25 protein-coding genes, 1 tRNA gene and 1 pseudogene are annotated in these 22,814 nt (G+C 54.8%); 9 read left to right on the top strand and 18 right to left on the bottom strand.

Features of this window, described 5'->3' with window-relative positions; genetic code table 11:
* The first annotated feature begins 17 nt into the window (after positions 1-17).
* The 4 genes from AC13CN_RS03050 to AC13CN_RS03035 all read left to right on the top strand — a co-directional run bounded on the left by AC13CN_RS03050 (position 18) and on the right by AC13CN_RS03035 (position 5,485).
* The gene (locus tag AC13CN_RS03050) at positions 18-2,273 is read left to right on the top strand and encodes a bifunctional prephenate dehydrogenase/3-phosphoshikimate 1-carboxyvinyltransferase (RefSeq protein WP_062374483.1); all 2,256 of its coding nucleotides are present in this window, start codon (positions 18-20) and stop codon (positions 2,271-2,273) included.
* Positions 2,263-2,952, top strand: a complete 690-nt coding sequence (gene cmk / locus AC13CN_RS03045) for a (d)CMP kinase (RefSeq protein ID WP_044627968.1) — start codon at positions 2,263-2,265, stop codon at positions 2,950-2,952. Before AC13CN_RS03050 ends, cmk begins: the two co-directional genes overlap by 11 nt.
* A 184-nt stretch (positions 2,953-3,136) precedes the next feature.
* Positions 3,137-4,816, top strand: coding sequence for a 30S ribosomal protein S1 (rpsA, locus tag AC13CN_RS03040; protein ID WP_044627967.1), 1,680 nt, complete (start codon positions 3,137-3,139; stop codon positions 4,814-4,816).
* 294 nt (positions 4,817-5,110) lie between these two features.
* Positions 5,111-5,485 (top strand): histone-like nucleoid-structuring protein, MvaT/MvaU family, encoded by a 375-nt coding sequence (locus tag AC13CN_RS03035; RefSeq protein WP_054641181.1) that lies wholly within the window; start codon positions 5,111-5,113, stop codon positions 5,483-5,485.
* Positions 5,486-5,971: 486 nt separating this feature from the next.
* On the opposite strand, the gene AC13CN_RS03030 is transcribed toward AC13CN_RS03035, so the two are convergent.
* The gene (locus tag AC13CN_RS03030) at positions 5,972-6,298 is read right to left on the bottom strand and encodes a helix-turn-helix domain-containing protein (protein WP_228168613.1); all 327 of its coding nucleotides are present in this window, start codon (positions 6,296-6,298) and stop codon (positions 5,972-5,974) included.
* A 382-nt stretch (positions 6,299-6,680) separates the two neighbouring features.
* Here AC13CN_RS03030 and AC13CN_RS03025 point away from each other — a divergent pair, with 382 nt between their 5' ends.
* Positions 6,681-7,025 carry a hypothetical protein gene (locus AC13CN_RS03025; RefSeq protein WP_062360729.1) on the top strand — a complete coding sequence of 115 codons (345 nt, stop codon included), beginning with the start codon at positions 6,681-6,683 and terminating at the stop codon, positions 7,023-7,025.
* Here the strand turns inward: AC13CN_RS03025 and AC13CN_RS03020 are convergent.
* The 6 genes from AC13CN_RS03020 to pilB form a co-directional block, all read right to left on the bottom strand.
* Positions 7,022-7,894 (bottom strand): DNA replication terminus site-binding protein, encoded by an 873-nt coding sequence (locus tag AC13CN_RS03020; protein WP_044627964.1) that lies wholly within the window; start codon positions 7,892-7,894, stop codon positions 7,022-7,024. The two genes, AC13CN_RS03025 and AC13CN_RS03020, sit on opposite strands and share 4 nt — an antisense overlap.
* Before the next feature lie 17 nt (positions 7,895-7,911).
* The gene (gene yacG, locus AC13CN_RS03015) at positions 7,912-8,145 is read right to left on the bottom strand and encodes a DNA gyrase inhibitor YacG (protein ID WP_044627963.1); all 234 of its coding nucleotides are present in this window, start codon (positions 8,143-8,145) and stop codon (positions 7,912-7,914) included.
* 15 nt (positions 8,146-8,160) lie between these two features.
* The gene (gene coaE, locus AC13CN_RS03010) at positions 8,161-8,757 is read right to left on the bottom strand and encodes a dephospho-CoA kinase (RefSeq protein WP_062374429.1); all 597 of its coding nucleotides are present in this window, start codon (positions 8,755-8,757) and stop codon (positions 8,161-8,163) included.
* Positions 8,758-8,840: 83 nt separating this feature from the next.
* Positions 8,841-9,686 (bottom strand): prepilin peptidase, encoded by an 846-nt coding sequence (locus AC13CN_RS03005; RefSeq protein WP_074210625.1) that lies wholly within the window; start codon positions 9,684-9,686, stop codon positions 8,841-8,843.
* Positions 9,687-9,750: 64 nt separating this feature from the next.
* The gene (locus AC13CN_RS03000) at positions 9,751-10,983 is read right to left on the bottom strand and encodes a type II secretion system F family protein (protein WP_074210624.1); all 1,233 of its coding nucleotides are present in this window, start codon (positions 10,981-10,983) and stop codon (positions 9,751-9,753) included.
* 3 nt (positions 10,984-10,986) lie between these two features.
* Positions 10,987-12,744 (bottom strand): type IV-A pilus assembly ATPase PilB, encoded by a 1,758-nt coding sequence (gene pilB / locus AC13CN_RS02995; RefSeq protein ID WP_483052986.1) that lies wholly within the window; start codon positions 12,742-12,744, stop codon positions 10,987-10,989.
* A 219-nt stretch (positions 12,745-12,963) separates the two neighbouring features.
* Between pilB and AC13CN_RS02990 the strand changes: the two genes are divergently transcribed.
* The 4 genes from AC13CN_RS02990 (at position 12,964) to AC13CN_RS02975 (ending at position 15,321) form a co-directional block, all read left to right on the top strand.
* Positions 12,964-13,470 (top strand): pilin, encoded by a 507-nt coding sequence (locus AC13CN_RS02990; RefSeq protein WP_074210622.1) that lies wholly within the window; start codon positions 12,964-12,966, stop codon positions 13,468-13,470.
* A 315-nt stretch (positions 13,471-13,785) separates the two neighbouring features.
* Positions 13,786-14,244, top strand: coding sequence for an anti-virulence regulator CigR family protein (locus tag AC13CN_RS02985; RefSeq protein WP_044627957.1), 459 nt, complete (start codon positions 13,786-13,788; stop codon positions 14,242-14,244).
* Between the two features lie 87 nt (positions 14,245-14,331).
* On the top strand, positions 14,332-15,147 hold the full coding sequence (locus tag AC13CN_RS02980; RefSeq protein WP_253557016.1) for an inositol monophosphatase family protein: 816 nt from the start codon (positions 14,332-14,334) through the stop codon (positions 15,145-15,147).
* A 97-nt stretch (positions 15,148-15,244) separates the two neighbouring features.
* Positions 15,245-15,321 (top strand) — tRNA-Pro (locus AC13CN_RS02975).
* Between the two features lie 503 nt (positions 15,322-15,824).
* On the opposite strand, the gene AC13CN_RS02970 is transcribed toward AC13CN_RS02975, so the two are convergent.
* From AC13CN_RS02970 to AC13CN_RS02920, 11 genes and pseudogenes are all read right to left on the bottom strand, one after another.
* Positions 15,825-16,139 (bottom strand): HGGxSTG domain-containing protein, encoded by a 315-nt coding sequence (locus AC13CN_RS02970; protein ID WP_074210621.1) that lies wholly within the window; start codon positions 16,137-16,139, stop codon positions 15,825-15,827.
* A gap of 325 nt (positions 16,140-16,464) precedes the next feature.
* Entirely contained in the window at positions 16,465-16,941 is a 477-nt protein-coding gene (locus tag AC13CN_RS02965; RefSeq protein WP_074210620.1) for a hypothetical protein, read from the bottom strand.
* A 12-nt stretch (positions 16,942-16,953) separates the two neighbouring features.
* Positions 16,954-17,226, bottom strand: coding sequence for a hypothetical protein (locus AC13CN_RS02960; RefSeq protein ID WP_074210619.1), 273 nt, complete (start codon positions 17,224-17,226; stop codon positions 16,954-16,956).
* Positions 17,216-17,938 (bottom strand): hypothetical protein, encoded by a 723-nt coding sequence (locus tag AC13CN_RS02955; RefSeq protein ID WP_139296673.1) that lies wholly within the window; start codon positions 17,936-17,938, stop codon positions 17,216-17,218. The genes AC13CN_RS02960 and AC13CN_RS02955 overlap by 11 nt, the downstream gene beginning before the upstream one ends.
* Complete coding sequence (locus tag AC13CN_RS02950) at positions 17,928-19,880, bottom strand: DUF927 domain-containing protein (RefSeq protein ID WP_074210617.1); 1,953 nt, start codon at positions 19,878-19,880, stop codon at positions 17,928-17,930. The genes AC13CN_RS02955 and AC13CN_RS02950 overlap by 11 nt, the downstream gene beginning before the upstream one ends.
* Positions 19,877-20,827 carry a toprim domain-containing protein gene (locus AC13CN_RS02945; RefSeq protein ID WP_083602208.1) on the bottom strand — a complete coding sequence of 317 codons (951 nt, stop codon included), beginning with the start codon at positions 20,825-20,827 and terminating at the stop codon, positions 19,877-19,879. Before AC13CN_RS02945 ends, AC13CN_RS02950 begins: the two co-directional genes overlap by 4 nt.
* A 12-nt stretch (positions 20,828-20,839) precedes the next feature.
* Positions 20,840-21,085 carry a hypothetical protein gene (locus AC13CN_RS02940; protein ID WP_074210616.1) on the bottom strand — a complete coding sequence of 82 codons (246 nt, stop codon included), beginning with the start codon at positions 21,083-21,085 and terminating at the stop codon, positions 20,840-20,842.
* Positions 21,075-21,401 carry a hypothetical protein gene (locus tag AC13CN_RS02935; RefSeq protein WP_074210615.1) on the bottom strand — a complete coding sequence of 109 codons (327 nt, stop codon included), beginning with the start codon at positions 21,399-21,401 and terminating at the stop codon, positions 21,075-21,077. Before AC13CN_RS02935 ends, AC13CN_RS02940 begins: the two co-directional genes overlap by 11 nt.
* The gene (locus AC13CN_RS02930; protein WP_074211608.1) at positions 21,398-21,604 is read right to left on the bottom strand and encodes a hypothetical protein; all 207 of its coding nucleotides are present in this window, start codon (positions 21,602-21,604) and stop codon (positions 21,398-21,400) included. Before AC13CN_RS02930 ends, AC13CN_RS02935 begins: the two co-directional genes overlap by 4 nt.
* A 275-nt stretch (positions 21,605-21,879) precedes the next feature.
* Entirely contained in the window at positions 21,880-22,188 is a 309-nt protein-coding gene (locus tag AC13CN_RS02925) for a hypothetical protein (RefSeq protein ID WP_054641745.1), read from the bottom strand.
* A 340-nt stretch (positions 22,189-22,528) separates the two neighbouring features.
* A pseudogene (locus AC13CN_RS02920) lies at positions 22,529-22,814 on the bottom strand (transposase); the annotation flags it as partial.

Genomic DNA, 22,814 nt, shown 5'->3' with positions numbered 1-22,814 from the left:
AAGGTGCTGGGCGTGAAGTGTGTCATGAACCGCGAATTTTAATCGTCGGGCTGGGCTTAATTGGTGGTTCGCTAGCAGCGGCGCTGCGCGCTTCTGGTTTTTCCGGGGAAATTATTGCCTGCGACCCTAATAAAGACGAGATTGCTCTAGGTATTGAGCTGGGGCTTGTTAACGCTGGCGGCACGCAGCTAGCTGAGCTGCTGGATGATGTTTCCATGGTGGTCCTGGCAGTGCCCGTACTGGCAATGGAAAGCGTGATGACCGCACTGGCCCAGGCGCTTCCTAACGCGGCTGATGATGTAGTGATCACCGATGTGGGTAGTACCAAAGCCACCATTCGTGAATGTGCCGAACGCGTGTTTGGTTACGTATTACCTAATATCGTCTTAGGGCATCCTATCGCGGGCTCAGAAAAGAGTGGTGTGGCAGCGGCCAACCCGACGCTTTATGTTAATCACAAAGTGATTCTGACGCCCGAACCTAACGTCGATGCTGATGCACTAGCACGCGTGGAAAAGCTCTGGCAGACGTGTGGTGCAGAAGTCTTGCAAATGAGCGTCGAGCGCCACGATCAGGTGCTGGCACGCACGAGTCACCTGCCGCACCTTTTGGCGTTCTCTCTAGTGGATACGCTGGCGCGTCAGGATGAGCGGCTGGATATTTTTCGTTACGCTGCGGGCGGATTTCGTGATTTTACCCGTATTGCAGGCAGCGACCCGGTCATGTGGCGGGATATTTTTATCGCCAACCGAGAAGCAGTGCTGTCGTCACTAGACGACTTTGAAGCAGGGTTAAAGCGTCTTCGTTGCGCCGTTGAAAGCGGTGATAGCGATGCGCTAATTGCAACGTTTGATCGTGCCAGCCACGCGCGACACTATTTTGATACGTTATTGAATAAAACCAGTTATCAGGCGGAATATCATATGCAACCACACGGTAAAGTGACTTATCGCGTGCAGCCAGGCGGCCAAGCGCAAGGCCGTCTTCGCGTGCCGGGCGATAAATCCATATCCCATCGCTCTATTATGCTGGGTGCTCTGGCGGAAGGTGTGACGGAAGTAAAAGGCTTCTTGGAAGGTGAGGATAGCCTAGCGACTCTACAAGCTTTTCGCGAGATGGGCGTGGCCATTGAGGGGCCGCACCAGGGGCGAGTCACTATCCACGGTGTGGGCATGCAGGGTTTGAAAGCGCCCGCAGGGCCGCTCTATGTAGGCAACTCCGGTACGGCTATGCGGCTCTTTGCCGGTTTGCTGGCGGGCCAATCTTTCGATAGCGAGCTGACCGGCGATGAGTCGCTCTCTAAGCGGCCGATGGGGCGTGTGGCAGATCCGCTGCGTCTGATGGGCGCTACCATCGATACCGCCGAAGGCGGCCGTCCGCCGTTAAAGATCCACGGCGGTGCGCCGCTGAAAGGTATTTACTACGACATGCCGATGGCCAGCGCGCAGGTAAAGTCATGCCTGCTGCTTGCTGGGCTCTATGCCGAAGGTGAAACCCGTGTGCGCGAGCCAGCTCCTACCCGTGACCATACCGAGCGTATGCTTAACGGCTTTGGATACGCCGTTTCACGCGAAGGGGATACCTGTTGGCTACAAGGTGGCGGACAATTAACGGCTGGGTCGATTGATGTGCCCTCCGATATTTCGTCAGCGACGTTCTTCCTTGTCGCAGCTGCCATTACGCCGGGCTCGGATATCACGTTAGAGCATGTAGGTATCAATCCAACCCGCATTGGCGTGATCAATATTTTGAAATTGATGGGCGCCGACTTAACGCTTGAAAACGAACGTGAAGTGGGTGGAGAGCCAGTGGCGGATATTCGTATTCGTTACGCGCCCCTAAAAGGTATTGATATTCCCGTCGATCAAGTGCCGTTGGCTATAGATGAGTTCCCGGCGCTATTCATCGCGGCGGCCAATGCTCATGGCACGACGCGCCTGCGCGGCGCGGAAGAGCTGCGGGTGAAAGAGTCCGACCGTATCCAGGCCATGGCCGATGGCCTTGCTGTGCTTGGCGTTGAGCATACGGTGGTGGAAGACGGTATCGATATTATTGGTAACGGCAACGACAGCGTGCCGAGCTATGGCGGCGGCCGTATCGATAGCTTGGGCGACCACCGTATTGCTATGGCGTTTGCCATTGCGTCGCTACGCGCAGGTGATGAAATCATTATTGACGACTGTGCGAATGTCGCTACCTCGTTCCCGGATTTTGTTGCGCTGGCGCAGCGCATTGGTATGAGTGTTAGCGTGGAGGGTGCTAATGACCGCTAAGGTACCTGTGCTGACAATCGATGGCCCCGGCGGTGCTGGCAAAGGCACGATTAGCAGCCTTGTGGCCGAGCGTTTAGGTTGGCACCTATTAGACAGTGGGGCACTTTATCGTCTAACGGCCCGGGCGGCCGTCAAGCATCATGTCGCCCTAGATGATGAGGCGGCACTGGCAGCGATTGCCACTAAGCTAGATGTTGCCTTTCCTGTGGTAGATGGTCAGCCTTGCACCTTGTTAGAGGGCGAAGACGTTGGGCAGGTGATTCGTACCGAGCAAGCAGGTGAACTTGCTTCTCAGGTCGCAGCACTGCCTAGTGTGCGCGCAGCACTACTTCAGCGCCAGCGAGATTTTTGCCAATTACCTGGACTGGTGGCAGACGGCCGCGATATGGGAACTGTCGTATTTCCCGAGGCGCCGTTGAAGGTTTTTCTCACCGCCAGCGCCGAAGAACGGGCTCGCAGAAGGCATCTACAGTTGCAGGAAGCAGGGGTGGATGCTAGTCTGTCGAGTCTTTTAAAGGAGATTCAGGCACGCGATGCACGCGATACGCAACGCAGTGTGGCTCCTCTCAAGCCGGCAGATGATGCCATTACGCTTGATACCACGCGCCTGAGCATACCGGAAGTGGTTGATCGGCTGACCGAACTGCTTGCCCAACGCGGCATGTCTAACGGCATTTGATTCTCCCTTGCGGCGTTTTTGGAAAGGTGTCACGACGTGGCAGGGCGATAACTCCATATCAGTGAGCCCGGTCAGGTCTAACCAGCGCTAACGCCTCCAAAAGCAGAGTGACATTAGGCCCGTACTCGCTGGTGGTACGGAGAAGGCAGTTATGCCTCAACAACGTTGATCACGTAGGAAAACCATGAGCGAAAGCTTTGCTGAACTGTTTGAACAGTCTCTTAACGACATCAACATGGAGCCAGGCGCTATCGTCGCGGCCCAGGTTGTCGACATTGACGGTGACTGGGTTACCGTTAACGCTGGTCTGAAATCCGAAGGTCAGATCCCTGCGGCACAATTCCGCGATGAGAATGGTGAACTGACCATCGCTATCGGTGACGACGTTCACGTTGCACTGGAAGCCGTTGAAGATGGCTTCGGTGAAACGCGTCTGTCCCGTGAAAAAGCCAAGCGCGCAGAAGCTTGGAAAATTCTGGAAGCAGCCTTCGAGAAAGACGAAATCGTCAAGGGCGTGATCAACGGTAAAGTCAAAGGCGGCTTCACTGTCGATGTCGACTCTATCCGTGCCTTCTTGCCGGGCTCTCTGGTTGACGTTCGTCCGGTTCGCGACACGGCACATCTGGAAAACAAAGAGCTGGACTTTAAAGTCATCAAGCTTGATCCGAAGCGCAACAACGTCGTTGTATCGCGTCGTGCCGTGCTGGAAGCAGAAAACAGTGCCGAGCGTGAAGCGCTGCTGGCCACTCTGCAAGAAGGTCAGCAAATCAAGGGTATCGTTAAGAACCTGACCGACTACGGTGCTTTCGTAGATCTGGGCGGCGTTGATGGCCTGCTGCACATCACCGACATGGCTTGGAAGCGTATCAAGCATCCGTCTGAAATCGTTGCCGTTGGCGACGAAATCAACGTCAAAGTGCTGAAGTTCGACCGTGAGCGCAACCGCGTTTCACTGGGTCTGAAGCAGCTGGGCGAAGATCCGTGGGTCAACATCAAAGAGCGTTACCCGGAAGGCACCAAAGTGCACGCGGTCGTCACTAATCTGACGGACTACGGCTGCTTTGCTGAGCTGGAAGAAGGCGTTGAAGGTCTGGTTCACGTGTCTGAAATGGACTGGACCAACAAGAACATTCATCCGTCTAAAGTCGTTCAAGTGGGCGATGATGTTGACGTGATGGTTCTTGATATCGATGAAGAGCGTCGTCGCATTTCTCTGGGTATCAAGCAGTGCACTGCTAATCCGTGGGAAACGTTCAACGCTGAATACAACAAGGGCGACCGTGTTTCCGGTACCATCAAGTCAATCACTGACTTCGGTATCTTTATCGGCCTTGAAGGCGGTATCGACGGTTTGGTTCACCTGTCCGACATCTCTTGGACAGAGACTGGCGAAGAAGCCGTTCGCAACTTCAAGAAAGGCGACGAAGCAGAAGCCGTTATTCTGTCTATCGACCCGGAGCGTGAGCGCATCTCCCTGGGTATCAAGCAAATGGATTCCGATCCGGTTGCTGAGTACCTGTCAGTGAATGACAAGGGCAGCATTGTTACCGGTCGCGTTGTAGAAGTTGACGCTAAAGAAGCACACGTTGAGCTGGCAACTGACGTTATTGCCATTCTTAAAGCGTCTGAAATTAGCGCAGACCGCGTTGAAGATGCACGCAATGTGCTGAACGAAGGCGACAGCGTTGAAGCGCGTATTGTCAGCGTCGATCGTAAGAGCCGTCAGATCAATCTGTCGGTGAAAGCGAAAGAGCAAGACGACACTCGTCAGAACCTGAAGAAACTGCGTGACCAAGAGCCGGAAGCAGCAGGTGGCCCGACCACTATCGGTGATCTGATCAAGCAGCAGATGGGTCAAGACTAAATTATTAGTTTTTCCTACTAAAACGCCGCCCAAAAGGGCGGCGTTTTTTTGCAAAAATTTTACACACTTTTCTTTGTTGGCTTAGTCAGAAGTAAGTGGATGATTGGGTTAATAAGCAAAGGCTTTAAAGCGCTATTGTGGATTGTAAAATTGTTTAGTAAATGGACCAAAATGAACTAGACTGTTGTCAATTACAGAGTTTAAGGCAATAATGTGTCCGCATCCTGAACTAATCGGTATTGAGTTGCCCAGCTGAATGCCATCGCAGTTAAAACCAAGCTAAAAGGATTTCCTATGTCACTGTTAAACGACTACATTCAAAAAGAGCAGCAGCTTAAACAGCTTCAAGAAGAGCTGCAGCGTCTTGAAGGCGACCAGCGCCTGAAAAGCGAGCTTGAGTTTAAAGCTAAACTTGAAGCACTGATGAACGAGTTTGGTAAGCGTCCTGCAGATGTAATTGCGCTTTTGGATCCGACTACTGATCAGCGCAGTGCCAAAGCAGCGCCGGCCGCCTCTGCTCGCCGTAAGCGTCGTTTAAAAATCTATAAGAACCCGCATACTGGTGAAGTGATCGAAACCCGTGGTGGGAACCATAAAGGTCTGCGTAGCTGGAAAGATGAGCATGGTGATGAAGCTGTCGAGTCCTGGTTCGTGCGCATGGAAGACTAAGTAGTTTAACCGGCATTTCTAATAGAAATGCCGGTTTTGTTTTTAGAGGGTTAGTTTCAAGCAGCGACCTAGAAGACTGGCTGGGAAGTCAGCAGGGTTTGGCGCTGCGGACTAGCCAGCCACTAGTTCAGCATCAACCAGTTCAATAAATGTGCGTTGCTTCTCTCAGTAGTGGCACCCGCAGCTCTAAGTGATCGGGATGCCATAAAATCCGTGGGGATTCTCCACTAATGTGAAAGCGATGTTGTTGATTGAGCAGCTGCAGTAGCGTTGATGTCAATGCATCTGATAGCTCATCAAAATCATCAAAGAAGGTTTTTGCATAGTGTTGTGCAGGAATTTCAATGCGCCGGTAAGCAACTGGTAGGGCTAAATTTTCTGTATTTGCTGTGTGGGTTAAATAGAGACCAATGTCAGTTCTTGACTTGCGTACCTTAGCGCCTGCCTCAAGGGCGTCAACTTTGTCTGCGAGCAGGTCAGGTAGCGCTACTGTAGGTGTCGCACGCTGCTAAAAGACTGGCGATAATGCCTAGGCGTCAGCTGATAGCGCCGCTGAAATGCGCGCGAAAACGATGAATGGTTTGCATACCCGCAGCGAATGGCAATATGCGCTATATTTTGTGGGGTAAGCGATAGCAAGACCGCTGCTCGCTCTAAGCGCCTCTGCTCACGATAAGCGCTAGGAGAGGTGTTGAAGCAGTGACGAAATTGCCGCCGTATCTGTGACGCTGAATATCCCAAGTGATTAGCAAGGTCTTCTATACTTAGCGATTGGTCAAGCGTGTCCTGTAGCCAGATCTCAGCTCGCGACATTGCATTGAACATTATCTGGCCTCCCATGCGTGAGTCATACAGGTCAGTTGATAGCTTGCCTGTGATGCACCCTCCCGGTGCTTGTTGTTGCTGGTAACCTGGTGGTCCATGACTTTTATCGTTGCCACCAGTGTTTGAGTGTTATCTACAGAGCGGCCATCCATGGCTCGTGATGGAACGTGATGCGTTTGACGTTCGATAGATAGCCGGATAATCATTATTACCGATTAGTGGCTTCATCACGATAGTGTCTTTATGCTGCTAAGCTGAAGCAAAGGCAAGTTTGCTATGAGAGTTTACGCGTTTGTGCACAGTTTTTTGTAAATAAAGTCTGTTTTGCAGACATATCGACCATCCCAAGTAAGGTGTAAATGAAACATCGATGAAATATCAAAAGGTTCAAAAACAACTGGATGAGCGTGAAAAGCTGCGTAAGTTTCGTGAGCTGGATGACGCCTTTGCGCAAGCATTGCGTCAGTTGGAAGATCCTGATAGTGACTTTGATATTCCAACAGGGCCCCCTGTACGCTCTTTAGCGGCGCTTGAGGCTGATGATCAGGCTGAGCGGCAGAAGGAACAGGATCTGCTGTTCAGCCAGCGCTTCAAGGCCTTGCTGAAGGAGTATGATTTATCAGAGGGTGGAGTAAGCGAACTGATACAGACGCTATTGGCCTACGGACTATGGGAGGTGGATCGCATGCCCGCCCAAAGTGGCAGTGGGCACTAACGGTAGCGATATACCCGCAAGCTAGGTAGAAATACGTCACTCTCCAGCTTTTCATCCCGACGCTTTGCCCGCGTACGCTGCGCGGGCGGCTCTAGGGGCGGCATTTTAATATGTGGCAAGCGATTTTCAGGGGCGGGAACAATAAGCGGCATGGCAATATTTAATGCGCGCCGGGTATGGCCGTCTTCTAGTGGTTCTGTAAAAAACAGGTTGCCGCGCATGAGCGGGGCTTGGTTTTGTACCTGTGCTAGCGGTTCGCTGCTTGGTATTCCCGCTAGTCTACGTAGCTGAATGCGGATATGTGGCGAGTCGGTATCTAACTGCAAGAGTTTTTGCTCTGCTTCTTGTACGGTAATTTTTTTTATTGAGCGGCCACTGCTATACCAAGCAAAGCGAACGCGCGATACCGGTGCCGGGGCAATAGGAAGGTGCCGCCAACACTGCTTAAGGTGCAAGCGCGCCAAGCCACCCTGACGCAGCACGTTATCCACGTCTGGGTGGCGTTGAGGCAAGCGGTGTTTGGCTTGGCTGAGTGTATTTGGCTGTGCCTGTTTAATATGCTGAAGCAGGTCGCTAATGTGTGCTTTAGCGCGGTTAACCGCCGTAAATTTTTCAAGTAATTCATCATCTGCTGCGATAAGCGCAATGTAGTTACGCGTCTCGCGCCCATCTTGGCCCTGCTGATGCCACATATCGAGCAGGGCTTGGCGTAGCCAAGACCTACCCCCAGGGTAGGGCTGAAAGTGCCATGTGGCTGATTGCTGCTGCTCATAATAAGTGGCTGCATGATCTATAGCTGCCATCAAGTCATCGAAACGGGCATCCAGCTCATGCAGCAAGTGGTAAACGGGCAGGGCATTATCGTTCATGGCAGAACACTCATGGGCTAAGAGAGCGGGGCGTCTCTATCCGCTTGGGCAAGCAGCGCGTCCAAATCGGCTTCATCCATCGCGGATTCGCCCGAAATGCGGTGAGACTCTTCCGCCCAAGCGCCTAGGTCAAGCAGCTGGCATCGTTTGCTGCAAAAAGGGCGGTAGGCGCTCTCTGGGCTCCAGACGACTGGCTTGCTGCATTGAGGGCAAGCGACCTCTAGCGGTGCATCGTTAGCGGGTGTTGGCATAGAACTCTCCTTGAGCTAGAGGTATTTATTTCGGTAGTGCTGATCAAGCTGCGTTACCTGTTGCATCATCGAAGCATGGTCTCCGCTGTTATCAATAACATCATTGGCCTTAGTAAGGCGCTCTTCACGGGGAAGCTGGGCGGCGAGAATAGCATGCACTTGAGCCTCGCTCACGTCGTCTCGCGCACGTGTCCGCGAAAGCTGCAGCTCAACGGGCACATCGACTACAACGGTGCGATCCACCAGCTTGTCTTGGCCTGACTCAAATAACAACGGCGATACCAGCAGCACATAAGGTGATTGGCGCTGTAAGCGCTCTAGATGTACGAGAATGCGTTCGCGCACGCGAGGATGGGTCACCGACTCCAGCCATTTGCGCTCGGTAGGGTTGTCAAACACAATGCTGCGCAAAGCTGCACGGTTTAACGTGCCGTCAGCGTGTAGTACATCATTTCCGAAGTGTTCTCTGATAGCCGCTAGCGCTGGTTCGCCAGGCATGACGACTTCCCTGGCCACATCGTCGGCGTCTACCCAGCCGATTCCCAGCGAACCAAACGCCCGAGCAACGGTAGACTTACCGGAACCGATACCGCCTGTTAACCCAACAATCATGGCTGTTCCCTAAATAGTGGCGCTGCTATCGTCATGGGCATAGATAATAGCTGGCCACAGTAAGATGGACGAAATGACCAATGCTAATATAGCAGTGACGTATAGAGCGCCATCAGCTCATCGCCCGCTAATAAGCAAACCCAACCCGCCAGGGCTAGAAAAGGGCCAAAAGGCAGCGGCTGGCCGCGCAAATGAGGGGAGCTGGCTTGCGCCGCCAAGCCCACAAGGGCACCAATGCCTGCCGATACGATCAACAGTAATGGCAGCATGGGCCAACCGACCCAGGCGCCTAACGCCGCTAGCAGCTTAAAATCGCCAAACCCCATACCCTCTTTGCCCGTTAATAGCTTAAACAGCCAGTAAAAGCTCCAGAGGATTAAGTAGCCAGCCATGGCGCCGATTACCGCGCTGGGCAACATAATGGGCTGAAAGAGCAGCTGATAGAGCAAGCCCGCCCAGAGCAAGGGCAGGGTTAACATATCCGGCAGCAAATACGTACGAAAATCGATAACCGCCAGCGCCAAAAGTGTTAAGCAGGCCGCATAAATAAACAGGGCGCTTGCTGTTATGCCATAAAGCGCCACAACGGCCACTGCTAATAGCCCGCCCATCAGTTCAACCAGTGGGTACTGTGCACTAATGGGAGATTGGCAGTTTGCGCACTTACCGCGCCGTTTTAACCAGCCAAGCAGCGGTAAGTTATCATGCCACGCAATCGGATGCTCGCAGCGCGGGCACATCGAACCAGGGGTTGCGAGATTAAAGCGGGGCGCTGTTTCTGCCGGAAACTCCAGCGAAGCTAGGGCTTCATTGCGCCAGCGCCTCATCAGCATGACCGGTAGGCGAGTAATCACCACATTTAAAAAGCTGCCAAAACAAAGCCCGAGTAGAAGAGCAGGCGCCCACTCGAGCGGTGAAGGGAGATACATAAATGTCCTTTTTAACTGCCTGAAAATAGGAGAGGCCACCGTGGGCAGCGCATGTAGAAAACGGCTATAACGCAGAGCCTAAATTGAAAATTGGCAAGTACATGGACACGACAACACCGCCGACTAATAAGCCCAACACAACGATAATAACGGGTTCCATTAACGATGTGAGTGCATCCACTTTATTATCAACTTCCTCTTCGTAATAATCTGCCACTCGATTCAGCATGGCATCTAAAGAGCCTGCCTCCTCACCGATACTGACCATTTGAACCGCCAGGGCTGGAAAACGATTTGTCATGCGCATCGCAAAATGTAATTGCTGCCCCGTCGCCACGTCTTGGCGAGTTTGCACCACGGCGTGTTCGTAAACCTTATTGCCGGTTGCTCCGGCGGCTGTGTCTAACCCTTCTACCAGTGGGACACCGGAAGAAAATGTGGTGGCCAATGTGCGAGAAAAACGCGCAACCGCAGATTTGTGCATGATGTCGCCGATAATCGGTAATCGAAGTAGTAATGCATGCATGCGGTAAGCGATATTTGGTGAACGCTGGATGCCTTGTTTAAGCAAGAATATGGCCGCTACCAGCGCGCCAAATGCTGTTAGCCAGTACTGTTGGGCAAGCTTCGATAGATTTACCGTCATTTGCGTAAGCGCAGGTAGTTCCGCCCCGAAGCTTTGAAACATACTTTCAAATTCAGGTACCACTTTCACCAGAAGCAGCATGGTAACCGCAATACCAATCGCCATGACCGCAGTGGGATACCACAGTGCCTTTTTAACACGTGCTTTCAGGGATTCTACTTTCTCTTTATAGGTTGCAACGCGATCCAGCATTTGATCTAGGGCGCCTGCTTGTTCACCAGCATCTACCAAGTTAACAAACAGGCGGTCAAAATGTTTTGGGTGTTGGCGAAGCGCATCCGAGAAGCTAGAGCCAGAAGACACATCGCTCATCATTTGCTGTATCAGGGCCACCATGGCGGGTTTTTTTAGGCTTTCAGCGACTACTTGGAGCGCTTGTAAAAGTGGGATGCCTGCTCGAATCATAGTGGCCATTTGACGCGCAAACACCATGATGTCGTTAGGGTTGATGCGGCCGTTGCCGCCAATGCCGCCTTTTTTAGTGATACGCCGAATATCAATATTTTGTTTGGCGAGTTCGGCGGTGACTTCCGCTTTGCTGCGGCCAATCATTTCGCCGCTTAACGTTCTGTTTTGGGGGCCTTTGCCTATCCACTTCCAGCGCGATAACTTGATGGCGGGAGTTTGGCGCCTACGAGCACGTTTAGCCATGCCTTACTCCTTACTTACGCGGTTAATCTCTTCAAGGCTGGTGATACCTTGCATGACTTTTAATAGGCCGCTGCGATGGAGACTGGGATAGCCCTCCCTGCGGGCCTGCTGGTCAATTTCTAGCGAATTAGCATCGCGCATGATGAGCTGACGCATCGATTCTGTAATGGGAACAACTTCATAGATACCAATCCGCCCTTTGTAACCTTGGGTGCAGTGTTTGCAACCCACGGCTTTATATAGGGTGGCTTGGTTAATTTCCTCGTTGTTTAGCCCCTCTTTTTGAAGCGCCTTACGCGGTATTTCAATGGGCTCTTTGCAATGATGGCAAAGTTTACGCGCTAAGCGCTGTGCAATAATTAAACTAACGGCACTTGCAATGTTGAAGGACGAAACGCCCATATTGGCTAATCGTGTGAGTGTTTCGGCTGCCGAGTTAGTATGCACCGTAGAGAGCACCAAGTGGCCGGTTTGGGCAGCTTTTACCGCAATGTCCGCTGTTTCCAGGTCGCGTATTTCTCCCACCATCACAACGTCCGGGTCCTGGCGAAGGAAGGCGCGCAGGGCGCTGGCAAAGTCGAGGCCGATCTTGGGTAGAATGTTTACCTGGTTAATGCCATCTACTTTGATTTCTACGGGGTCTTCAGCCGTACAAATATTGCGCTCTACTTTATTAAGGATATTAATCCCCGTATAAAGCGAAACGGTTTTACCGCTGCCGGTCGGCCCCGTCACCAAAATCATGCCTTGGGGCTGTTTAAGCGTATGTTCATACAGAGCGCGCTGCTCATCGGTGAAACCTAACTTCTCAATGCCTAGCTGAGCCGCCGTAGGGTCTAAAATCCGCAGCACCAGCTTTTCACCGTATACCGTAGGTAGCGAGTTAACCCGAAAATCGAGAGAACGCGTTCGCGAGAGCTTGAGTTTTATCGCGCCATCCTGGGGTAGGCGGCGCTCCGAAATATCCAGCCGAGCCATAATTTTAAGGCGAGCCGCAATACGGTGGCGCATGGCAAAGGGCGGTCTAGCAACTTCAATCAGCAAGCCATCAACGCGAAAACGGACGCGGTAGAGCGTTTCATAAGGCTCGAAATGAATATCAGAGGCCCTTTGGCGAATGGCGTCTAATAAAATCTTATTAACAAACTTAACGATGGGCGCATCTTCGCTACTCTGCGACGCTTCCTCAAGAGGAACTTCGTTGCCGTCACTGTTTTGTACAATGTTTAACGAACTCACCGCGTCGTCAATGCCATCCAGCTCATCCAACATGCCGCGTTCGTTCTGGGCGAGATAGTTGTTAAGTGCAACGGTGATTTGATCCACCGGAGCAAGCACACCTTCTATGCTTAATCCTGTGGCAAACTGGAGCTCATCTAGCTGGGTAAGCGTTGCTGGATAAGGCACCGCGACGGTTAGGCGGTGGCCATGACGGGCCAGGGGCAGCACATTAAGGTTTTGCAATACTTTAACGGGGTAATCGGCGGCGGGTGGCAGCGTAGTAAGGCGCAGCGCCTCAAGGTCGATAACCGGAAGACCATACTCCCATCCCGCTGCTACGGTAGCTGCAACAGGGTCGGCCAGCCCGCTTTCAATAACGTGTTGAAGCAGCGAAATTTCGAGATCAGAGGCCGTCGACTGTGCGGTGGCCGCTTGTGCATCGCTTAACACGCCGTGTTTAACCAACCGCTGGGCAATGCCGCGCAGGCCGCCGTGAGCTGCCGCGTGGCTAAGTGTCGATTCAAAAGAGGGTTTAGACATGCACGACCTGTGGTAGCAAAGTGGTCAGAATGCGCATACTTGTACCATACTAAGGGTACTGGCGGCACCACGCTTTTCTAAGCGCACGCGTTCGTACAAATGAACGAAGTAGTGGGCCAAATGTAGTTGAAAAAACACTGTGCGTAAGATAATGTAACTAATGTACATTAATTTTGCTTGGCAATACCTGCCAAGCAAAATCTCCTTGGAGATTTTTAGATGCAAGCAACTGCAAAAAACGCGTTTCGCAACCTCAAGCAGGGCGGTTTCACGCTGATTGAGCTGATGATCGTCGTCGCGATCATCGGCGTATTGGCATCCATCGCCGTGCCGCAGTATCAGAACTATGTGGGACGTGCTCAAGCCGCAGAAGCGTTTACCGCAACAGCAGGCATAAGAACAGATATTGCTGTTTATTACGCTGAAAATGGTTCTTTTCTCGGCTACACCTCTTCTGGCGGAAGCGCTAACTTCAACCAAGGTTCTGCTGGTGCTCTTGATGGCCAGTATATTGGAGAAGTTTCATTAAATGGCACTCAAAACGGTGCCTACAGTGTCGAGTTTGATGCAGGGGTCCACGAGGGGGAAACGATTGTATTTACACCTCTGATTAATGGAAGTCCGGCAGCCGTGAGTGACGCGTCTTCTTCCGCTGGTGGACAGATTTCCGGATGGCGGTGTACAGGGCTAAACGCAACATACTTACCTACTGCTTGTAGAGAGTAATATTTTGCAAAATTAAAGGGGCCTTCTGGCCCCTTTTTTGATGGGAGAGACCAGTCGTGGCCAAAAGTGAGCGCAGCTTTACGCTGATTGAACTGGTGGTAGCGGTGTTAGGCGTACTGGCAGCGGTTGCTGTGCCACAGTGACTATGTGGTGCGTAGGGTTCAGCGATGTATACAAAGCTAATAATAGTGGTGCAGGAATATATGATAGACAGCAGGATGGTGCGTGGGTAAAAGTAACGAGCTAGCCCCTTCCACACTGCCTGCTTATTTGTTACCTACACTAAAGCTCCCTGACCACAGTGGAGCTTTTTTTATGAGCCGTTTACTACATCAACTCTTGATCGGCGCTACCGCGCTTATACTAAGCAGTGCCGCGTTGGCCCAGCCCGCCCATGCGCCAGCCCACGGCGCTCGGGATAACGCTTCCCAGCCAGAGCGCTACCGAGGTGGTGAGGGTCGCTACGAAAGCGATTCGCGCCGTTCCCTTAGCAAGGGTTATGTGGATTTGCCGCGCATTAACGAGCGCGAACTGTTGCGCTTGCTGCGCCGTCACGATGCCCCCCGTGCGGAACCACTGCCTCCTGGCATCCAGCGCAATTTAGAGCGGGGTAAACCTTTGCCACCCGGCATTGCCAAGCGCTTTGACGGCCCCATTGCCCATGAGCTGCCCCGTTACCCAGGATACGAGTGGGAGCGTGTTGGCGCTGATGTGGTGTTAATTGAAGCCGCCACCCGTGTGGTGGTCGATGTGTTGGTGGATGCTTTGCGCTAAGCCGTTCCCATGTGTTGGGGCGTTATGGTAATGCCATGGACCAACGCTTATGCTGAGAAACAACAAACACCCCACTGAGGAGCGAATATGGCGGTTTATACCCAGGAAGCGCGGCTGGCACTGGCCATAGAGATTGCCGAAGAGGCTGGGCAGATGATTCGTAATGCCCGAGAGCAGCAAGGGTTTAGCCAGCGGCTGAAAGGAGGGGTCGAGCTAGTTACTGATGTGGACGTTGCCGTCGACACGCTCATTAGCCAGCGCCTGGAGGAGTACTTCCCAGAGGAAGCAAGGTTAAGCGAGGAGCTAAGCCCGGAGCATGCGCTGCATACCCCCGCCGAGCAGCTCTGGGTTGTGGATCCGATTGATGGCACCGTTAATTTTGCCCAGGGCCTGCGCCATGTGGCGGTATCAATCGGCTGGATGGAGCAGGGGGTAGGTAAAGTAGGCGTGATACATGCGCCGTTTTTAGGTGAAACCTTTAGTGCAGCAGAGGGCCTAGGCGCATTCTGCAATCAGCAGCCGATTCAGCCGAGCGGCGCTGAGACCCTTGAAAGCACGCTGGTAGGTACCGGCTTTCCCTATCAAAAAGAGCAGCGTAAAAAACTTCTGCCACGCTTAGAAGCAGTACTCACAGGCTGTCAGGATGTCCGGCGTAATGGTTCAGCGGCGCTGGATTTGTGTGATGTGGCCTGCGGCCGTTTAGATGCTTACTACGAAAGCGTATCGCCCTGGGATTTTGTGGCGGGTTGGGTCATTGCTCGTGAAGCAGGCGCGCGGGTGGGGCATTTAAGCGAGGTGCCTGACGGTGTACCGGAAGACCTCTATCCGGAGCAGTTGCTAGTAACTACCCCTAAGGTTTACGACGCCATGGCGTCCTTATTAAAAGCAGCCGACCACGCTTAGTGGCAAGCGATTGAAAAGAAAGCGCAAAAAGTGCTTTTCATTTGGCGTATAAAACGCTAGTATACGCACCGTCTTGAGGCAAATGCCAAACAGACATCGGAGTGTGGCGCAGCTTGGTAGCGCGTTGCAATGGGGTTGCAAAGGTCGCAGGTTCGAATCCTGTCACTCCGACCAAAAAAGACATATAAAACGGTCACTTAGCGAATCACGCGGTGGCCGTTTTTTGTTGCCTAACGTTCTAGGTGACATATAGGTGACAACCGTCTGGAATTTCCGCGTTTTTAGGGGCAGTTTGACAAGCCGTTGCGCCTCTCCATAAGTGTTGCGTTTTGTTGCCTTTACCGTTGCGTTTTTGGTGAATGCCAAAATGGAAACTTATGCTGGAAACCTAATTGGAAACCACACGCGCTTGAGCGTAACCGATGTTGGAAAAACCTTCTCTCCCGCGTGCGCTCGGCGGTGTCGGCAGCGAAGGCTTTCTCTTGTTTGGGCGGCTTCTTATAGCCAATTTCAGGTGGGACAAGTTGTCCCGCCTGATTTTCTTCCGAATCTGGATGCCGCTGCTCCCAAAGTACCTTGCGGCGTTTACCCTCGCCTCAACCTTGCCATCAGCAAAAAGCCCCAGCGGTTGCCAGGGCTTAGATGTCAACTTTTATCACCCTCTCATGGGGTTTAACTCAGCAGCGTATCCCTTGGCGGCGCAGGATCGCCAACACTTCAGAATTATTTGCAGGATCATACGGCTCAGGTTTAGCCGCTGGCGGCTCTGGTCGCTTGGCTCTCGGCCCAGACTTTGGCCCAGTCGATAGACCGCCGTGGAGCTTACAGCGGCCAGAAGCATAAAGGTCGCGACGTTTGCAGGGCGTCCCGGATCGTGTCTTGGCACCACAGCGTAGGTTGTGGCACTCATCCGGTAAGGGTTGCTGGTCGCCGCGTTCATTGGCACGACACCAGGCGCGGTAGCGTTTGCGAAGTTCGTCTTGGCTGTTCATCGACGGTATCCCCCGGTGGTTTCGCGCATCCAGATTGCGTGAAACTATTGCGCGAAAAGTGCGCGGATTGCGTGAAGTACGCACGGTGATTGCGTACCACTTGTGCGTACTTTTTGCCTCCGGAATGCGCACTTTTATTGCGCACCAGACGTGCGCACCAATGACAGGTTTTGACAGATTCGAGGCCGGGCATTCGAACCAGACCTTCGAACCAATTTCGCATGAACAATGCGAACCTAAGGCGCGAACCACCTTAGGGTTACATTAGGGTCTGGGCACGAAACAAAACGCCCCAGCAAAGGCCAGGGCGCGGTTAATGATGTGGTCAGTGTACCCGGTGCGGCGCGGGCGTCTGCTTTATCTGGTCGAGCATCCCCTGCTGTTCTGCATGGTCGAGCAATTCATCCTCTGGCACGTCCAGCGCTTGAGCAATATCGGCCAGGGCATAGACGGCTTGGCCTTGATCGTCGTACCCGGCGGGCTTCAGGTCGGGGAAGTGTTCGTCCATCCCTTGTCGTAACACCTCCAGGATCGGCAGTCGCAGGAACGGCGGATGCTGTTCATCATAGGCGCGGGCAATCATCGTATCTGTATCGCTACGCTCGACGCCTCCAAAGAAGTGACGGCGGGCCTTGCGCTCGACGTTCTCCAGCAGGATACCGATATGGCTGGCCAGTGGTCGTTGCAGGCGCTCAGGTGGGATTGCCAGCTTATGCGCGGCCCATACCTGCCCGGCGGTTAAGTGATCCAGCGGTTGCCCATGGGTAGCGGCTTGGGTCAGTGATTCGCGTGTGATGGTCATGGTATTGGCTCCTTACGCGGCGGGTGGGGGCAGGTCGTCATCAAGTAAAGCGTTCACCAGCCCTTGCAGGCGGGTAAGGCGTACACGCACCAGGGCGGCCAGTGTGCCCGGTGGTAAGCGCTGCTCGATGGCTTCCAGTGTGGCCGCGCAGCCCATTAGCGTCGCTTGATCGGGTGTTGGTTCCAGTGCCAGCCATACCGCGTTGGCGCTCTCTGCTAAGTCGGTGTCGATACTGCGCAGGCTGGCCGCAAGGCGGCGTGCTTCGGTAGTGGCTTCATCCAGCATGGCGGCTACCTCCCCGTAGTTCGTTGTTAGCGGCGCGTCTGCCTGCATTGTCGCGGGCGGCTTCCCGTGGCTCTGCATCGGCTGATTGCTGCCAAGTGGTGACGTAGCGCTGTGCGGCTTGCAGGGCATCCCGTGGTGGCTGCATCCCAAGGCAGCGGTTCAGCAGCCGTTCATCTTCTGGTACCAAAGCGCAGTGCTGACGAATCAAGCGCAGCCATTGCGGGGCATGATCGACGACGGGGGCGGTGGCGGTTGCCTGAGGGATAGCGGCCAAGGGTGGCGGCAAACTAGGCCATACCGCTTTGACGGCTGCCAGCGCTTGCGGATCGCTCAGCAGGCGGCGGCAATGGGCGCGGGCGGTAGCGTCATCCGGTGCGACTTCAAACACGTCATCCAGTACCACGGCCAACTCGGCGGCGGCTTCCTGTGATAGTTGTGCCATGGCCTCACGCGCCAGCGCTTCCACCAGTCCAAGCGAACGGCCCGCCGCTTTCAGGCCACCAATAATGGCGGCAATCTCTGCCGGGGTAGCGAGTTCGGCCTTCATTGCCTGCTTGCCTGTTTGGTGGTGTCCACGGTGTCCATCATGTCCACTTGGCTCAACCATGCGGGTTACAGCGTGGACACGGGGTGGACATGGCATGGTGTCCGGTGTCCATTTGGCCGTGGCCGAATTGCCTACGTAACGCTGATACAGGTTTTCAAGACTCATGCTCGCCCCCTTCATCCGGTCGCACGGCGTACAGCCGTGAACGCTTGCCGTTAATCTGCACACGCACAGAACGGGCGTTACCTTCGCGCTCTGCTATCCAGCCTGCCGAGTCCAGCGCATCCAGCCCACGGCGAGTATCGAAGCCGCGTAACGCTTCTTTCATTGCTTCGTTAGTTAGCAGATAAACGCGGCCCTCTGGATGGTCACGCCAATAACCAGCTCGGTTATGTACGGTGTGGGTTTGCCTGGGGTCGCCGTCTACGTCGCTAAAGCGGCTGTCTCCGTGGCGCTCAATGAAAGCTCGAACGCTGACCAGGATTTGCTCATGCTCGGTTTGCACACCGCCTTGAAAGGTGCGCCAGCCCTTTAAAGCAACTTCTGCGGCTTCCAAGGCTTCACCTTCCCGCCAGCCCGTTAACTCGTACTCGGTCGCCAGCTCCCCGGCCAATGCAATCAGTACCAATGCCTTAGCAGCACGGCCCTGTAAGGGGTGATCGGTGGCGAAAGCAGGCAGCTTGGCAAACCTATCCACTTCGGCGGCTAGGTCGCGTGACTCTCCCACCAGTCGTTCGATGAAAGCGGGGCCAATGTGGCCGTAATGGCGAGTCACTTCACTTTTTAGGTGGTCAGAAAAGGCGCGCCCATCATCCAGGTGATGCAAGCAATCAAAAGCGCCATGCTGACGTTTGGCGGGTATATCCAGAAGGCGCACGGCTTGACCAGCCTTTGGGCGCTGGCCTGCTTCGCTCATGTGGGCGGCCAGTGTGCGCTCCCCGCTGGATAAAATCGCAATACGCCAGCGGTGGGGGCGTCGTGCGGTGCCGTTGCGGCTAGCACGCGCTTTCCCGGTGCCATTGCCCAAGGCGTAGATGGTCGCGCCAATTTCGCGGCCATCGGCCTCGCCTATCTCATCCAGTATTAAGCAGGTATCGCTCAGCGCAGCGGCCACCCCCTCTAAGCCGTTACCCGTAGCGCGCCAAGTACGTATGAACTCAGGGCCACCCCATACGCTGGCGGCGACTTCTAGCGCTGTCGTCTTGCCGTTGGAGCTATCGCCCACCAAGTGAATGCCCGCTGACTTGCGGTGTGTCATATCCAGCAGTGGGCCAGCCAGTGCAGTAGATACCGCCAGGATAAGCAGCGGGTTATTACTACATAGGCTACCAATATGCTCGCGCCAGCTAGCCAAGGTGCCAGCCTGGGCGTAATCGTCCCGAGTGCCGTAATCGCTCTGGAAGGTAATGCGCCTAGCAAGCTCCCCAGTGCCAAGGGTGCGGCGGGGCATGACAAACACACGTCCATCTTCTAGCTGGTGCCAGCCAACGCGGGTTGCCGCTATCACTCGCTCATCAGGCAGGCATTGCGCCAGGTATTTGTTCAGCAGCTTGTAGGCGTCGGGGTTTATCCGTAACCCCATGTTCAGCAGCTCGCCGCGCATTTCCTCACCGCTACCCTTGAGCAAGTGCAATGGCATCGCCCATTCACGCCAGCCGCCATAAGGTGACTTAAAGCGCAGTAATAGCCCGTGGTTATCGTTGCGTTCATCGTGTGTGGCCGCGTTGCACTCCAAGGGGCCGCATATCCATACGTCGTAAGGTTCTGGATCGCCGTCGCCTTTGGGTTGCCGCTGGCCGTGAAAGTACAGGCCGGGCACACCGTAGCGGGTATGGGTTAAGTAGGTGGCAAAGCCAGGACGAAACGGCTCGCTAACCTCAGTAGGTAGTGCGTCTATGTTGTCCGGTTCCACCTCGCGCCCAAGGGTGGCTGCCTCGTCTTGTGGACACGGGCTAGGGGGTGGTGTCCGCTTGGTGTCCACGCTGGAAGCCGCGTGGTTGTCACGGGTGGACATGATGGACATGGTGGACATATCATTTTGGGCAGGGTCGTGTTTGTCGCTGACTTCCCCAAACAAGTCCAGGTTATCGTCTGGCTGCCAACTCATAAGCTACGCTCCTTACGGCACAAGACCACGTCGGCAAAGTCGGTGCAGCGCTGGCAGTCAGCACAGAACGTTGGCATCAGCACCTTGGCCCCAATAGCGAGTGCAGCCAGCCGGGCCTTTGTTGTGCCGGGGTTGCCGTCGGTGAAACGGTCGTCATCAGCGGCCAGGGTGATCGCCACGTTATCCGGTAGGCGCTGGCGCAAACGGCGGGCCACGGGTTCCAGGTTATCGGCGTTGCGGGCGACTACCACGGGCACGCCTATGGCCTCATAAAGCGCGGCAGCGGTTGCCCATCCCTCAGCTATCAGTACGCGGTCAGCATCAACCAGCTTGCCTACTAGCCCGGCCACGCCTTTAGCCCGGCCACCAAACAACGCCTTCTTGGCACCGTCTGGGTAAATGCGCTCAATGTTGACCAGCTCCCCATCATAGAACAGCGGCACCAGCAGCATGGTGTCACGCTGACGTAGGCCGTGCGGTGCTAGTCGCTTCTTGGTTAGGTAGGGGTGTGACGGATCGGCAGCGCCAGCCGTCGCCCACCATCGACGGGCCTGCTCGGCAGTCTTTACTTGTTGAGCGCGGCGCTCTGCGTCTCGCTGCTCCCGTGCCCGCTGTGCGGCTAGACGTGCCTCAGCAGCAGCGGCGGGGTCAGCCTTGCCGCCAGTGGTAACGGTGTGTTGCTCCCCGGTGTGCCAGAAGCCATACACCGCCACTTCCAGCGAAGGGCAGACGTACCAGCCGTTACGGTTGCCCTTCGCCTTGTCGGTGGTGTCAAAGCGGTGAACGGCACCATCGGCATAGATCGCCAGCCCGGTCACGCCATACGCGGCCAGGGCGTCGCCTAGCGCCTGCTCAATGCTGGTATACTGGCGACACTCTGACTTGTGGTTAATACCATGCCCCCGGCGCTCACCACGCCGGGTTTCTTTTGCCGTGATAGCGGCCATACCTTCCCCCCTTCAGCCTCCCGGCTGTAGCGAATCCAATAATTCAGTCATCCGGTGCCCATGCTCGCGGCCTGCTTGGTAGGCGTCATGCTCAGCGGTGCCCGGCTCGAAAGGTGCTGCTTTGTATTGGCAGTGGCTCACGCGCTCATCAAGCCGGGTGGCCAAGCCCAAGCGGTACGGGAATGAACGCGGGGCACTGTGCGCGGCGCTGGCTTCGGCCAGCTCCAGCGGTGTGAAGGGTAAGCGCTTAGCATCCATGAATGGCCTCCCGGCGTTTGCCTTGCCAGTCCTTAATGTCGGCGCGGTGCTTCTTGAGCGCAGCGACGGCATTAGCGGCATCGTCCGACCAGTGGCCGCCTGGGATTTCAAACACGTCATCCACGCCTGTCATGGCCAAAAAGCGTTGGCCGGGCTTCGGGTTGGGGTACTCCACCACGATGTAACACGGCACGGGGGCTTGCTCTAACGCGGCTAAGTCGCAGTCAGCGCGCACGGTGTAGGGCGTATCATCTGCGAAGGCGTAAACGGTGAAGTCGCGGGTAGGTAGGTTTAGGGTGCGGGCGTGGTTGTTCATGCCACACCTCCAGCGCTGCGCGTGGCAGTGTCAGCAAGGCGGGCTTCTAGCTGTTGGGCTTTATCAATGTGGTGGTTGTAGCGCTTTAGGCGGGTGCGTGTGCTGCTATCAGCAAACAAGGCGGCTTTCGCCATAGCGCGGTGGGCAGCGGCACGGCTGGAAAGGTTGCGGGTAATGAGATTGGGCAGGCTTAGTGATGCCATGGGTAGGTCTCCAAGTTTTGTGGAGCCATCCCCGACTGTCGCCAAACAGTTAATGGGGGTGGCTGTACGCAGGTTGGCGAACCGGGAAACTTGGAACCCGGCAGACTTTGCAGTCTCCCACGCACAGCCACCATAAACGCGAACAGTGGACGCAAAAAAAGCGCCTGTTTCGCGGTGGGCGCTAGTGCGCCAAGTTTTGATCCGGTCGCCAAACCAGGCTGACGATTTTGCGCCAGCTCGTGAAGCATAGCGGCGGGCAGTAGCAATGGTCAACATTAAGCTACCTCTCGACGTTTTACATTTTCCTCGGCGATGCTGCTCACGGCGTCACCGTCGCGTAACCATTCCAACACATCAGCCAGGCGATAACGGATACTACGACCACGGCGCACAAACTTAGGCGCTGGGCGGCCAAGCAGTAGGCCAGTGATACGGCTTTTGCGGGCGGTGGCAGGCTGCGCGGGTATCAAGTGCGGGAATACGGCGCGTTCGGGCAGCTCGATTAAGGCGGGGTCAAAGCCTGCACGATAGCGTTCAAGGGCGCTATCTAGCAGGGCGGTAGGGGCTTGGGTTTTGTCAGTCATTGCAGCGTCTCGTTGTTGCTGGGGTACGCTGCTAATGGTGATCTTTAATCTAACGAAGTTGGTGCAGGTGCAAAATGCAGATTGCAAATTACCGACGTTTCTTTCTCTCCCACGCCTTTATGGCGTCTCCAACATGACTCTTTAGCTTGCGTTCCCCCATGTTGGTAACGTCATCCGGTATGGCGTTGAGCATGTCTTCAACAATGCGGGTGGCATTCGGTTTTGCGCCATTTCGATATTCTGGCCCGTGCTGATTGGCGTATAGCTCTGCTAGCAACCCAAATGATTCCAGAATGCGCAGTTCGTCAGTAATAGATTTACTGAATGCCAGTGAGGTGTCCCACTGCTTCTTGAGACGCGACACGGTGTTGGCCGAGAGTCCCTTGGCCTGGTCACCCAGCAGGGCCGACAGGGCCTCCTGGTAGTCGCCGGTAGAGACTCCCTTCAGGTAGAGCCAGGGGATCAGCTCCTCGATGCTGCGGGCCCGCTTCAGGTAGGGCGGCAACAGCGCGCTGCTGAAGGTCACCCCGTCGCCACTGCGGTCACGGACGCGGGGCACCTTGATCTCGACGTCGCCGATACCGGTTTGCACGGTGCGCTCCGGCAGGTAGCCGTTGCGGACGACG

The organism is Vreelandella sp. L-25 (genome assembly GCF_056857535.1).
Note: the sequence above shows the minus strand (reverse complement) of the source record. Positions and strands in the feature narration are given on the sequence as shown.

Bases quoted from the DNA above. Each gene is read 5' to 3' on its own strand.
- cmk (WP_044627968.1), top strand. From the start codon at position 2,263: ATGACCGCTAAGGTACCTGTGCTGACAATCGATGGCCCCGGCGGTGCT.
- AC13CN_RS02945 (WP_083602208.1), bottom strand. From the start codon at position 20,827: ATGGCCGCTATCACGGCAAAAGAAACCCGGCGTGGTGAGCGCCGGGGG.
- AC13CN_RS02985 (WP_044627957.1), top strand. From the start codon at position 13,786: ATGAGCCGTTTACTACATCAACTCTTGATCGGCGCTACCGCGCTTATA.
- AC13CN_RS03035 (WP_054641181.1), top strand. From the start codon at position 5,111: ATGTCACTGTTAAACGACTACATTCAAAAAGAGCAGCAGCTTAAACAG.
- pilB (WP_483052986.1), bottom strand. From the start codon at position 12,744: ATGTCTAAACCCTCTTTTGAATCGACACTTAGCCACGCGGCAGCTCAC.
- AC13CN_RS02950 (WP_074210617.1), bottom strand. From the start codon at position 19,880: ATGAGTTGGCAGCCAGACGATAACCTGGACTTGTTTGGGGAAGTCAGC.
- AC13CN_RS02970 (WP_074210621.1), bottom strand. From the start codon at position 16,139: ATGAACAGCCAAGACGAACTTCGCAAACGCTACCGCGCCTGGTGTCGT.
- AC13CN_RS02990 (WP_074210622.1), top strand. From the start codon at position 12,964: ATGCAAGCAACTGCAAAAAACGCGTTTCGCAACCTCAAGCAGGGCGGT.
- AC13CN_RS03030 (WP_228168613.1), bottom strand. From the start codon at position 6,298: ATGTCGCGAGCTGAGATCTGGCTACAGGACACGCTTGACCAATCGCTA.
- AC13CN_RS02925 (WP_054641745.1), bottom strand. From the start codon at position 22,188: ATGACTGACAAAACCCAAGCCCCTACCGCCCTGCTAGATAGCGCCCTT.
- AC13CN_RS02965 (WP_074210620.1), bottom strand. From the start codon at position 16,941: ATGACCATCACACGCGAATCACTGACCCAAGCCGCTACCCATGGGCAA.
- yacG (WP_044627963.1), bottom strand. From the start codon at position 8,145: ATGCCAACACCCGCTAACGATGCACCGCTAGAGGTCGCTTGCCCTCAA.
- AC13CN_RS02980 (WP_253557016.1), top strand. From the start codon at position 14,332: ATGGCGGTTTATACCCAGGAAGCGCGGCTGGCACTGGCCATAGAGATT.
- AC13CN_RS03000 (WP_074210624.1), bottom strand. From the start codon at position 10,983: ATGGCTAAACGTGCTCGTAGGCGCCAAACTCCCGCCATCAAGTTATCG.
- rpsA (WP_044627967.1), top strand. From the start codon at position 3,137: ATGAGCGAAAGCTTTGCTGAACTGTTTGAACAGTCTCTTAACGACATC.
- AC13CN_RS03020 (WP_044627964.1), bottom strand. From the start codon at position 7,894: ATGAACGATAATGCCCTGCCCGTTTACCACTTGCTGCATGAGCTGGAT.
- AC13CN_RS03005 (WP_074210625.1), bottom strand. From the start codon at position 9,686: ATGTATCTCCCTTCACCGCTCGAGTGGGCGCCTGCTCTTCTACTCGGG.
- AC13CN_RS02940 (WP_074210616.1), bottom strand. From the start codon at position 21,085: ATGGATGCTAAGCGCTTACCCTTCACACCGCTGGAGCTGGCCGAAGCC.
- AC13CN_RS02955 (WP_139296673.1), bottom strand. From the start codon at position 17,938: ATGAGTCTTGAAAACCTGTATCAGCGTTACGTAGGCAATTCGGCCACG.
- coaE (WP_062374429.1), bottom strand. From the start codon at position 8,757: ATGATTGTTGGGTTAACAGGCGGTATCGGTTCCGGTAAGTCTACCGTT.
- AC13CN_RS03025 (WP_062360729.1), top strand. From the start codon at position 6,681: ATGAAATATCAAAAGGTTCAAAAACAACTGGATGAGCGTGAAAAGCTG.
- AC13CN_RS02960 (WP_074210619.1), bottom strand. From the start codon at position 17,226: ATGCTGGATGAAGCCACTACCGAAGCACGCCGCCTTGCGGCCAGCCTG.
- AC13CN_RS02935 (WP_074210615.1), bottom strand. From the start codon at position 21,401: ATGAACAACCACGCCCGCACCCTAAACCTACCTACCCGCGACTTCACC.
- AC13CN_RS02930 (WP_074211608.1), bottom strand. From the start codon at position 21,604: ATGGCATCACTAAGCCTGCCCAATCTCATTACCCGCAACCTTTCCAGC.